The organism is Longimicrobiaceae bacterium (genome assembly GCA_035696245.1).
Classification (GTDB): Bacteria; Gemmatimonadota; Gemmatimonadetes; order Longimicrobiales; family Longimicrobiaceae; genus DASRQW01.
The window spans coordinates 1-11,433 of the sequence record DASRQW010000476.1 but is presented as its reverse complement, the minus strand read 5'-3'; the positions used below and the strand labels follow the sequence as shown (position 1 = coordinate 11,433).

General features: G+C 70.3%; 7 protein-coding genes. All 7 read left to right on the top strand.

The genetic code is table 11. The annotated features are described in order from the left end of the window. Positions 1 to 136 precede the first annotated feature (136 nt). Positions 137 to 781: a hypothetical protein gene (locus VFE05_21395; protein ID HET6232644.1), complete on the top strand. Its 645-nt coding sequence runs from the start codon at positions 137 to 139 to the stop codon at positions 779 to 781. 275 nt (positions 782 to 1,056) lie between these two features. Continuing rightward, the gene (locus VFE05_21390; GenBank protein ID HET6232643.1) at positions 1,057 to 5,913 is read left to right on the top strand and encodes an NAD-glutamate dehydrogenase; all 4,857 of its coding nucleotides are present in this window, start codon (positions 1,057 to 1,059) and stop codon (positions 5,911 to 5,913) included. 355 nt (positions 5,914 to 6,268) lie between these two features. Then, the gene (locus VFE05_21385; protein HET6232642.1) at positions 6,269 to 7,156 is read left to right on the top strand and encodes an NAD(P)-dependent oxidoreductase; all 888 of its coding nucleotides are present in this window, start codon (positions 6,269 to 6,271) and stop codon (positions 7,154 to 7,156) included. 483 nt (positions 7,157 to 7,639) lie between these two features. Then, on the top strand, positions 7,640 to 8,701 hold the full coding sequence (locus VFE05_21380) for a hypothetical protein (protein ID HET6232641.1): 1,062 nt from the start codon (positions 7,640 to 7,642) through the stop codon (positions 8,699 to 8,701). A 185-nt stretch (positions 8,702 to 8,886) separates the two neighbouring features. Further along, positions 8,887 to 9,282 (top strand): hypothetical protein, encoded by a 396-nt coding sequence (locus VFE05_21375; GenBank protein HET6232640.1) that lies wholly within the window; start codon positions 8,887 to 8,889, stop codon positions 9,280 to 9,282. Positions 9,283 to 9,286: 4 nt separating this feature from the next. Beyond that, positions 9,287 to 10,834, top strand: a complete 1,548-nt coding sequence (locus VFE05_21370) for a hypothetical protein (protein ID HET6232639.1) — start codon at positions 9,287 to 9,289, stop codon at positions 10,832 to 10,834. Beyond that, the coding region (locus VFE05_21365; protein ID HET6232638.1) for a hypothetical protein at positions 10,831 to 11,433 on the top strand (603 nt) is incomplete at its 3' end. The genes VFE05_21370 and VFE05_21365, both read left to right, overlap by 4 nt.

Here is an 11,433-nt window from a genome sequence, read left to right as displayed (position 1 = left end):
GTTAACCGATTGTCCAGCAACGACCTACCGTATAGGTCGTGGCATCGGGCTTGCCTGTAGGGCCCGCGCCTCCGGGCACCGGCACGAAGCCGGGCCGCACCGGACCGGCGGGAACCGCAGACGAGAGGATTCGACCATGCGACTGACGATGATAAAGGGCCTGCGGAACGTGGCGCTGGCCGCCGTGGTGGCGAGCGGGGCCGGCTGCGCCTCGATGGGCTCGGTGGGCAACGTGCTGGGCAGCATCCTGAACCAGGGCGCGGGCGGCGCGGGCGGCACCGGCCAGATCGACGGCCAGGTGCGCTACGTGGACCAGCAGCGCCAGTCCATCCAAGTGCAGACGCAGGACGGCCAGACCGGCAACGTGTCGTACGACAACCGCACCGTCGTCGTCTTCGGCCAGCAGCAGTACGCAGTGACGTCGCTGGAGCAGGGCGACTACATCTCCATGCGGGTGCAGCAGGCCAATGGCGGCGTGCTCTACACCGACCAGATCGTGGTGCAGCGCAACGTGCGCGACACCAACGGCAGCGGCACGTACGGGTCCGGCAACGGCGGCTACGGCACCGGCTACCAGCAGCTCACCGGCAACGTGGGGCAGGTGGACTACAGCCGCGGCGTGTTCGAGGTGCGCACCAACCAGGGGACGTACACTGCCGCCATGCCGTACAACCCCAACGCCAGCGACCGCGACCGCTTCCAGCGCCTGCGCAGCGGCGACTACGTTCGCCTGGAGGGCACGGCCAACGGCAGCCGCTTCGAGGTGACCCGCTTCCTGTAAGCGGCGCACCGGCGGCCGGCCGGCCGTCGAAGGACGGGCGAGACGGGTTGGACGATGAGAGGCGGCGCCCCGACGGGTGCCGCCTCCTTCCGTTTATCGGCCGCGATGCCGCCGCGGATCACCGCCGCGTCCGGCGCGTCGCCGCGGGTTGAGCGGGGTGGCCGGAGCGGCTACTTTGTCGCCCCTCGCGGCCCACGCCGCGGGTGCCAAACCCCGGCCGAGTCGCTACATTGCGCCCGGACCTGGACGCACCGAACCCCTTCCGTTCCGGCTGAATGAGCAATCCGATCCCCACGCCCGCCAGCACGCAGCCGCACGCGGCGGCCACGGTGGACGATCTCTGCGCCTACCTGGAGCGCGCCCCCCGCGGCGACGCGCCGCTGGTGTGCGCCTTCGCGCGCCTCTTCTTCGCCAAGGTGCCCCGCGACCTGCTCGCCGAGCGCTCGGTGCCGCAGCTGGCCGCGCTCACGCTGGGCGCGTACGACTTCCTGCGCCGCGCCCGGCCGGACCGCGTGAACGTGGAGCTCGCCAACCCCGAGGACGAGGGCTGGAACGCGCCGGTGACGGTGATCCGCGCCGAGGTGGGCGACCGCCCCTTCATCGTGGACTCCATCCGCGAGTACCTGGCGGGCGAGGGGCTGGTGATCCAGCACTACGCCTACCCGGTCTTCCGCGTGGAGCGCGGGGCGGACGGCGAGCCGGTATCCGTAGCCGGGCCCACGGCCGAGGGCGAGGGCGGGCTGGAGGCGTTGGTGCACGTGGAGATCCCCCGCGTGGCCGAGGCGGAGCGCCGCGAGGGCATCGCCGCCGAGATCCGCCGCCGCCTGGCCGACGTGGTCGCCGCGACGAGCGACTTCGCGGCCATGCGCGACGAGCTGGTGCGTACCACGGCTTCGGTGGACGAGTACGCGGCCCGCTTCCCGGAGCGCGCGGAGGAGTACGCCGAGATCGGCGAGTTCCTGCGCTGGCTGGGCGATGGCAACTTCATCTTCCTGGGCTACCGCGGCTACCAGATCGCCGGCGTGGGCGACGACGCCACCGTAGGCGTGGAGCCGGGCTCGGGAATGGGCATCCTGGCCGACGCGGGCCGGTCCACCTACCGCACGCCGGTGTCGCTGGCGGGGATGCCGGAGCCGTTCCGGGCGCGCGTGGCCGGCGGGCCGCTGCTCATCGTATCCAAGGCGAACGCCGAGAGCACCGTCCACCGCCGCGCGCGGATGGACTACGTGGGCCTCAAGAAGCTGGACGAGCAGGGGCGCGTGACGGGCGAGCGGCGCTTCCTGGGCCTCTTCACCAGCCAGGCGATGGCGGCCAGCGCGGGCGAGGTGCCCATCCTGCGCCACAAGTTCCAACGCATCCTGGAGAACTCGGGCGCGCGGCCGGGGTCGCACGACTACAAGGAGATCGTCACCATCCTCAACTCGATGCCCAAGGAGGAGCTGTTCGAGGCGTCGGTGGAGGAGCTGGACGAAGAGGTGCGCACCGTCCTGGGCTCGCTCGTGGGCGAGGGGATCCGCGTGGTGGTGCGGCCGGACCCCATGCGCGGCGAGTCGTCGGTGATGGTGATCCTGCCGGGCGGGCGCTTCAGCAGCGAGGTGCGGCAGCGCATCGGCGAGCTGCTGGCGGCGCGGCTGGGCGGCGCGGTGCGCACGTACTACCTGGCGATGGGCTCGGGAGACCAGGCTCGGCTGCACTACTACCTCTCCTCGCCCGCCACGGCCGAGGCGCCGGACGCGCGCGAGCTGGAGCGCGCCGTCTCCGCCCTGGTCCGCTCGTGGGAGGACCGCCTGGCCGAGCAGCTGGACGCGTCTGCCGGGCAGGATGAGGCTCGGCGCCTGGCGCACCTGTACGGCGGCGCGTTCGGCGAGGAGTACCGCGCCGCGAACTCGCCCGCATCGGCCGCGCACGACGTGATCCACCTGGAGGCGATGCGGCAGCGCGGGCACGAGGTGGCCGTGCATCTCCGCCAGCCCATGGCGGGGGAGGAGGCCACGCCCGGCACCACCATCCTCAAGCTCTACCTCTCTGGCGCCCGCCTCGTCCTCTCCGACTTCATGCCCATCCTGGAAGATGCCGGGGTGCGCGTGCTGGAGGTGGACACCTTCGAGGTGGATGGCGCAGACCTGCCGCAGCTGATGGTCTACTCCTTCGCCGTGCAGACGCGCGACGGGCAGCCCATCCCCGCCGAGCGGACCGGCATCCTGGCCGAGGAGCTGCTGGCCTCGCAGCAGGGCGACGCGCCCAAGGACCCGTTCAACGCCCTCGTGCTCCAGGCCGGCCTGCGCTGGCGCGAGGTGGACGTGCTGCGCACCTACGCCAACTACGCCTCGCAGATCGGCGCCGTGCCCAGCCGCCTGGCCCCCGTGCGCGCGCTGATGGCGTACCCGCGCGTGGCCCGCCTGCTGGTGGACCTCTTCGCCGCCCGCTTGGATCCCGCCTCGAGCGACGAGAAGAAGGCGGACGCGCTCAAGGCCGAGCTGCTGAAGGAGCTGGAGGCCGTGAGCTCGCTGGCCGACGACCGCGCCCTGCGCCGGATGATGAACCTGGTCGAGGCCACGGTGCGCACGAACTACTTCCGCCACGGCGGGGTGGAGCCCACGGGGCGCTCGGGCGGGGTGCCGTATATCTCCATCAAGGTCCGCAGCGCCGACGTGGAGGAGCTGAAGAAGTCGCGCCTCCTGTACGAGGTCTACGTCCACTCCTCGCGCATGGAGGGCGTGCACCTGCGCGGTGCCCCCGTGTCGCGCGGCGGCATCCGCTGGAGCGACCGGCCGGACGACTTCCGCACCGAGATCCTGGGCCTGGTGACCACGCAGGTGGTGAAGAACGCCACCATCGTCCCGTCGGGCAGCAAGGGCGGCTTCATCACCAAGCGCGTCTTGCCGGACCGCGACGGGCAGATGACGGAGGCGGCGGAGCAGTACAAGACGCTCATGCGCGGCCTGCTGGACATCACCGACAACCTGGTGGACGGCAAGGTCGTGCCGCCGGCCGGCGTGAAGCGGCTGGACGGCGACGACCCCTATCTCGTCGTCGCGGCGGACAAGGGCACGGCGCACCTCTCCGACGTGGCGAACGGCGTGGCGGCGGAGTACGGCTTCTGGCTGGGCGATGCGTTCGCGTCCGGCGGCTCGCAGGGGTACGACCACAAGGAGGAGGGCATCACCGCCCGCGGCGCGTGGGAGTGCGTGAAGCGGCACTTCCGCGAGATGGGCAAGGACATCCAGGCCACGCCGTTCACCGTGGCCGGCGTGGGCGACATGAGCGGGGACGTGTTCGGCAACGGCATGCTGCTGTCCGAGAAGATCCGCCTGGTGGCCGCCTTCGACCACCGCCACATCTTCCTCGATCCGGACCCGCAGCCCGCCCCGTCGTTCGCCGAACGGAAGCGGATGTTCGCGCTGCCGCGGTCCAGCTGGGAGGACTACGACCGCGCCCTGCTCTCGCCCGGCGGCATGATCGTGCCGCGCGGCAGCAAGGAGATCGAGATCACGCCCGAGGTGCGCAAGGCGCTGGGCATCCCCGCCGGCGTGGAGCGGCTGGACGGCGAAGGGCTGATTCGCGCGGTGCTCACGGCGCCGGTGGAGCTGCTGTGGAACGGCGGCATCGGCACTTACGTGAAGGACCGCGACGAGACCCACGCCGACGCGGGCGACACCACGAACGACCCGGTGCGCGTCAACGCCGACGAGCTTCGGTGCAAGGTGGTGGGCGAGGGCGGCAACCTGGGCTTCACGCAGCGCGGCCGCATCGCGTTCGCGCACCGCGGGGGCCGCATCAACACCGACGCGCTGGACAACTCGGCTGGCGTGGACATGTCGGACCACGAGGTGAACCTCAAGATCCTCCTCAACCGCGTGGTCACCGACGGGGAGATGGACGAGGACGGGCGCAACCGCCTGCTCGAGTCCATGACCGACCAGGTGTCGGACCTCGTCCTGCGCAACAACGTCGGCCAGTCGCTCGCCGTCTCGCTCGACGAGCAGCGGTCCAAGGAAGCGGTGGACGACTTCGCCGCCCTCATCTCTTCGCTGGAGGCGGAGCACCGGCTGGATCGCGCGGCGGAGGGCTTCCCCCGCGCCGAGGAGCTGCGCGACAGCCGCGGCCAGGGGCTGACGCGCCCGTCGCTTAGCGTGCTGCTGGCGCACGCCAAGCTCCAGGCCAAGGCGGCGCTGCTCGCCTCGCCCGTGCCGGACGACGCGGCCACGCACCCGTACCTCGTGGGCTACTTTCCCGCCGCCGCGGTGCAGGCCGCCGAGCCCAAGCGCCTTGCCGAGCACCGGCTGCGGCGCGAGATCGTGACCACCGAGCTGGTCAACGACCTCGTGAACCTGATGGGCAGCGCCTTCCTGCACCGCATCTCGCGCGATGCGGGCAGCGACATCCCCACCGTCGTCCGCGCGTGGTTGGTGGCGAGCCGCATCTCCGGCGCCCCGGAGATTCGCGCCGACCTGGAGAAGCTGGAAGGCCGCTATCCGAGCGACACGGTGTACCGTTGGCTGCTTGGCCTGGGCCGCGTCCTGGAGGCGACCACGCACTGGGTCCTGGGCAACGTGGCGCCCGATGCGGAGACGGACGCCGTGGTGGAGGAGGCGCGCGCCGGGCTCGCCACGCTGCGCGGCAACTTCGCCAAGTTCGTGGCGGGCGAGGACCGGGCGCTCTTCCTGTCACGCCTTGGCGAGCTTCAGGACCAGGGTGTGGAGCGCAAGCTGGGCGAGCGCCTCATCACCCTGCGCTTCCTGCCGCAGCTTCTGGAGATGCTGCACCTCTCCCGCGCCGCGGGCACCGAGGAGCTGCGCACGGCCCGCGCGTACTACGCCGTGAGCGAGCGCTTCGGCACCGCGCGGCTCCGCGAGGGCCTGCGCACCGCCGCGGGCGACGACCCGTGGGAGCGTAGGTACGCGCAGGCGCTGGCCGAGGACGTCTCCCGCGCCCAGCGCGCCATCGCCGCGCTCGTCCTCTCCGGCGCCGAGGGCGGCGACGTGGAGGCCGCCGTGCGAAAGCTGGAGAGCGACCGCGCGCGTGAGATCCGCGCCTACCGCGACCTCCTCGCCGAGCTCAAGGAGTCCGAGACGGTCCCCCTGGCCGCCTACGCCCTCGCCGTCCGCCACCTCCAGTCCATCGCGCGGTAGACGGCGCATTCGGTAGATGTACGAAGCCGGTCCCTGGCAGCAGCAGGGACCGGCTTTGTCGTTTCTGGAGATGCGGCGAGGTCGATCGGAACACGGGCGCAAGCCGCTGACGTCGTCACCCGCACCGCTTCTGCCGATGCGGACTGTCCGCAGGCCGATCAGCCGCGAGATAAACCCGCGGCACGGAATCGCGTGTTCGGGGCACGTGCATCGCTGGCACGCTCCACGCGGGTGCTGCGCGCTTCCGAATGGGAATTCGCGCCGGGCTGTCCGACACAACGATCACGCAGCTGGTGCGTCTCCGCGCGGGCGGGCGGTGCGCCGGGTGCGTGGCAACTGCTTACGGGAGATGCGGATGCGAGTGGGATTCGTGGGGCTGGGAAGCATGGGCATGCCGATGGCGCGCAACCTCGTCCGCGCCGGGCACGACGTCGCCGCGTACAACCGCACGCGCAGCAAGGCCGACGAGTTGGCGAAAGACGGCGCCCGCACCGCGGACACGCCGGCTGCCGCCGCGGAAGGCGCCGAGGTCGTGATCACCATGCTCGCCGACGACCATGCAGTGGAGGACGTGGTTTTCGGCGAAGACGGTTTCGACGATGCGTTGGCCGAGGGCGCCGTGCACGTCTCCATGAGCACCATCAGCGTGGAGCTGTCGCGCATGCTGGCAGACGCGCACCGCACGCGCGGGCAGCGCTACGTCTCCGCCCCCGTCTTCGGCCGCCCGGATGCGGCAGAGGCCACCAAGCTCCGCGTAGTCGCTGCAGGCGCCGCCGAAGACATCGACCTCTGCCGCCCGCTCTTCGCCGCGATGGCGCAGGAGACGTTCGTGGCCGGCACCGATCCCGCCGCCGCCAACGTGGTGAAGCTCGCCGGCAACTTCCTGATCGCCTCCGTCATCGGCGCGCTGGGCGAGGCGTTCGCTTTCGGCCGCAAGCAGGACGTGGAGGCCGACACGCTGCTGGAAATCCTGGGCGGTTCGCTCCTCCGCGGCCCCATCTTCGAGAACTACGCCAAGCAGATTGCGGCGCAGAGGTACGAACCCGCGGGCTTCAAGCTCAAGCTCGGTCTCAAGGACATGGGCCTCGTCCTCGCCGCCGCGGGTGACGCCGCCGTCCCCATGCCCATTGCCAGCGCCCTCCGCGACCGCCTGCTCACCGGCGTCGCCCAAGGCCACGGCGACATCGACTGGTCCGGCGCCGCGCGGCTTGCTGCCGAGGCTGCGGGGCTGGACGCAGACTGAACCCGTCGCCCATATCACATGCTCTTGCGGTCTCGAATCGCAAACGGTAGATCATCAGTCCCTAAGCGGTCGCATTTGAACCATTCAACATCGTTTGGGACAGATCGCGGTTTCAGTTGCGATCCGCGTCCCCCTACGGTGCATCTCAATTTGGCGGCCGGAGATGAACCGCGAGTCACTCCTGTGAGCGGGTCAGAATGCTTGCTGGGGGCAACTCTCCGACAATACCTTCAGTCGCCCTCCGCAGTACCGCGACGACTTCCATCTCCGCCGCTAGACCTGATGCTACCCAAATTCATGCGAGTGAAGCTCTCCGCCCTCCACACCCTTCTCCTGGTCCTCACAGCGTGCCCAGGCGACGGAAGCGGGGAGATAGCCGACCGCGCCGCCGCCCCGCAGGTGGCAGTATCGCCGTCCCTCACGAGTTGGCCGGGCATCAACAGCACGAAGGGAGTGGTGCTATACATCGACCGGAGCGAGAGCATGCGGGGGTTCCTGGATCCGAACTATCCGAGCCGGATCCGCACGGACTATCGCTCCGTGATCGACGGTGTCGTCGTAGGCCTGGCGCCGAGCGCCGCGTACGGGTACGGGAACGACGTGCGTCCGGCGCAGGCATCCATCGGGGTGATGGGAAATCGTGACTTCTATTCCGACAACAATACGGAGATGGAGCAGGCGCTGAAGTTGATCGCGGCGGACACCGCGCTGGCTTCCTCGCACGTGATCGTGGGCGACGGTCGTCGAGGCAATCCCAACACCGCGAACGAGCAGTACGTGCAGCTCCGCAGCCGCGCTGACGAATGGATCCGCAAGGGGGGTACGTTTATGGTTGCGGCATCTATGGCCCCCTTCCAAACCGTGGCTGCGGACCCCTCCGGTTGCCGGGTCGCTGCAGGAGGCTCGCAGACGTGCCCGCTCTACGCTTTCGCTTACGTGGCAAAGGGCGATGAGACGCGTATCGCGGCGGCGCTGGCGGAGCACTTCGAGCATCTGTTCGTCTGGCCGTTGCCCGCGCTTCCGCCGACGGGGCTGCATGCCATCGCTCAGAACCATGTTTCGGATCCGACGCTTTTTGCCAGCTGGGGATCGTCTACAGACAGCACGCCGATCATACGCGTGCGGGGCGCGGCGGCCACCAACACACCGTTGCGGATTCTACTGCAGCTCACGGACTCCACATCGCCGATGGGCAAAACCGCCGCGCGAGCCATGACTGGGCAGAACCTCCGCGCATCGCTCTCAGTCCGACCGCTTAGCTCGCCGGGAAATTGGGAGGATTCGCCGCCAAACGCTCTTGCTGAGTCGGTACAGGGCAATCCGTTCGCAGTGGACATGGTCAGCCGAGGCGCTGACCAGCCTAGATTTCTGTATCGCGTCGAACTGCTTCCGACCGGAGTTCCGACGTGGCTCGAGCAGTTCGATGCAGATAGTGCCGGTGAGCCGGTGCGTACGTATGGTTTGAGCAGACTGTTCGAGCTCTTTCGGCACTTGGCCGAGCAATCTCCAAAAGCTGCCGGACGGATCTACGCGGTCGTGAACTGAGTTCACGAGGTCCGTACTCTCCCACTCTTCTCTCCTCCACCGATTGGGCTATGCCAGGCTTCTTGGGCAATCTATGGGCAACCCCTCCTGTGGACCTGCGGGTGGTCTGCCCGCTTCCGGCACCGGGGAAGCCAATCGCCCCTCCGGGCTTCTTCGATCCGGAGGTGCTGCGTGGCGCTTATGCCATGGCAACGACCATCACCGCCGTCCTTGTCGTCCTGCTCGTGGCGCTCTGCTACCTGTGGACGCGGAGCAGCCTGGGGCCGCGCTTCGTCCTGCGGTGGTGGATCTTCCTCGGCGGCTCCATGCTGGGCGGCTTCATCCTCGGCATCGCGGTGCTGCGGATGTGGCCGGCACGGGCTCTCGCGGGGAGCTGCGAGACGAACCCGACCTCATTCCTGGTCACGATCCCCTGGCCCGACGCGCTGAACCGCGGCATGGCCGGGGCGGTTTGGGCGGGGCTCGTGTTCACGCTGCTCTCGCTGGTCCTCACGCAGCTCGCCGGGCGCTTCCCGTGGTCGGGCGGGCTCTTCCACTACCGCGGCTGCCCGTATCCGCGCCTCATGCCGTTCGGGGAGTAGGCGAATGTCATCCAACCTGGTGAGCTCGGGCATCGAGAACCGTGCGCTGACGCTGTTTGCCCTCGGGGGCAGCGGCATGCGCGCCATCGAGCCGCTGCTGCACCTCTGCGCGCTGGGCCTGGGCCCGCGGCAGGTCCAGCTGGTGCTGATCGACCCCGACCAGTCCAACTTCGCCGTCACCCGCTCGCGCCAGCTCATCGAGGCGTACCGGGCGGCGCGCGCGGCCATCGGCGAGCGCAGCGCGCCCACGGGCTACTTCCGCACCGAGGTGATCGACGCGGTGGGCCGCGAGCTGGTGTGGTCGCCCATCGCCGACGACGAGCACCTGCCGGACGCGCGCTTCAGCACGCGGGTGGACCGGGCGCTGATGAAGGGGCGCAGCGGGGCGCTGGGGAACCTGTTCGACCTGCTCTACAGCGAGCCGGTGCGGGGGATGGACCTGGGAATGGGCTTCCGCGGCATCCCCTCCATCGGGACCGTGTTCATGAACCGGCTGCGCGAGCAGCAGTTCTTCAGCCAGATCCTGGCGTCGGCGCAGATGCAGCCGGACATGGTGTTCTTCTCCATCGGCTCGGTCTTCGGCGGCACCGGCTCGGCCGCGTTCCCCGTCATCGGCCGCGCGCTGATCGACGGCGTGAAGAGCGAGGACGGGCGCGGCGACGTGCCGGGCGTGGCCCAGCGCCGCATCGGCGGGGCGCTGCTGCTGCCGTACTTCACCCTCCCCGCTCCCGCCACGCGCGACGCGCCCGACGGCGGCCCGCGGCCGGAGACCAGCCTCTTCGCGCAGAACGCGGCGGCGGCCATTCCCATGTACACCACGGGGCACACCGGCTACGGGTCGTTCTACGTGCTGGGCGACAGCCAGCCGCGCGAGCAGGAGGCGAACGAGGTGGGAGGCGAGCGCCAGGCCAATCGCCCGCACTACGTGGAGATGTTCTCCGCCCTGGCCGCGCTGGACTTCGCCGCGCGCGAGGGGGAGCCGCCCAACGAGTCGCTGCCCGTCTTTCGCACCACCGCAGTGGGCGACCGCAACGTGGGCTGGGGCGACCTGCCGCTCGACGACGCCTCGCGCCGGCGGCTGATGGGCGGCATCGTGGCCGCGCACACCTTCCTCAGCGTCTTCCGGCCCGACGGCGGCTCGCGGCCCGCACTCGACCGTTACCTGCGCGGGGTGACGTGGATGCAGCAGCTGGGCGTGAAGCCGGCCGAGCTGCGCAGCCGCTCCGCCGCGCTCGACGCGGTGGCGGCCTTCTTCCGCCAGACGTGGGACTGGCTGGCCGAGCTGCGCGCCTCGGACCCCGCGCTCCAGATCGCGCGCACCGACAGCCGGCGGCCGACGCAGGTGGGGCCGGCCGAGCTGATCGAGGGCCGCCGTGACGCCGACCAGCGGCGGAAGGGCAGCGACGAGTTCGAGGTGTTCCGCTACTGGAACCACGCGGCGTACCGGCGCCGCGGCGAGGGCTTCACCAGCTTCCTCGAAGTGATGCGCGAGGGCAGCGAAGCCTTCGCCGCCGACCGGTTCTCCGAAGCCACCCAGGTGAAGCCCGTATGAGCCGCAACCTCCTCCCCCGTCTTCGCAACGCGCCCAACCCCGCCAACATCAAGGCGGCGCCGGTGGGCCGCTGGTCGACCATCGAGACGCCGGCCGAGCTGGCGAAGGTGGAGTACGCCGACGAGCACGACACGGATCTGCGCAGCCGCATCCAGTCGATTCCCAGCCCGTGGGCGCGCCTTCTCCTCTTCCGCAACGCGCTGGAGGACAAGGACCACCCGGCGCGCGCGCTGGTGGAGAACGAGCTGCTGGACGCCATCGAGTTCCTGTGGACGCTGGGCGCGAGCGGCGTGTCGCTCGAGGTGCGCCGCATCCGCCTCGAGGAGCTGCAGGCCGCGGCCGAGAGCGCGGGCTCGATCCGCGTGGAGGACTTCGCCACCGCACTGGTGGGGCTCGCCCCGCGTCGCGCCGCTGGCGGAGGCGCGTCCGGCTCGGTCCTCCCCTCGCTCGCCGTGGGCGTGGTGGACAACGAGCCCGTGCTGGCCTCGTCTCCGTACACCGTTCTCTTCACGGCCGAGAGCGCGGCGCGCCCGCAGACGGGCAGCTTCTTCCGCTACGCGCAGGGCGGCGAGCGGCGCCAGCTCCACCAGCGCCCGCTC